The following is a 632-nucleotide window of genomic DNA, read 5'->3' as shown; positions in this document are numbered from 1 at the left end:
GGAGTTTTGAATAGGTGTACAGGGTACGTAGCTTGATCATATTATTGATCTAGAGTCATATAGGGGTAGAACCAACACTTGGAGGAGGGCTAATATTCTTTGATACCAAGGGGTGTACTAAAGGCGTAAGCATTCTACTAAGTATTGACTGACTGTAAGGTACGAAAGCAAGAGCATGGAACCGGATTCGATACCCGGATACTTCTTGCCGTAAACGATGCAGACTATGAGATCAGTGGATTAACTATTGGTTTTCGTTGCTAACGCTAAAGTCTGCCACCTGCATAGTACAGTCGAAAGACCGAAACGTCAATGATTAGACCGTTCTTAGGCACATGGAGTGAAGCATGCCGTTTAATCCGATAGCCCGCGTAAAATCTTACCACTTCTTGCATCTTAGACAGGTGTTGCATGGCTGTCGTCAGTTAGTGTTCGTGAGACCTATGGTTGATTCCGTATAACTAACGCAATCCTCACTATGAATCTATATGTTTTATAGTCTAGATTTTATAAAAATCTAGTTTAGGAGGACTATGACAAGTCTTCATGACCCTTATGGAGTGGGCTACACGCGTGCCACTAGAATATCGACAGTATGATGCAATTCTGAAAAGAGGAGCTAACCATCAACC

General features: G+C 42.2%; 1 rRNA gene. It reads left to right on the top strand.

The window, feature by feature from the left end:
• Positions 1-632, top strand: a 16S ribosomal RNA gene (locus ACYVJ3_RS16630); the annotation flags it as partial.

The organism is Nocardioides montaniterrae (assembly GCF_054782655.1).
The sequence above is the reverse complement of the archived record's forward strand: the minus strand, read 5'-3'. Positions and strand labels throughout refer to the sequence as shown.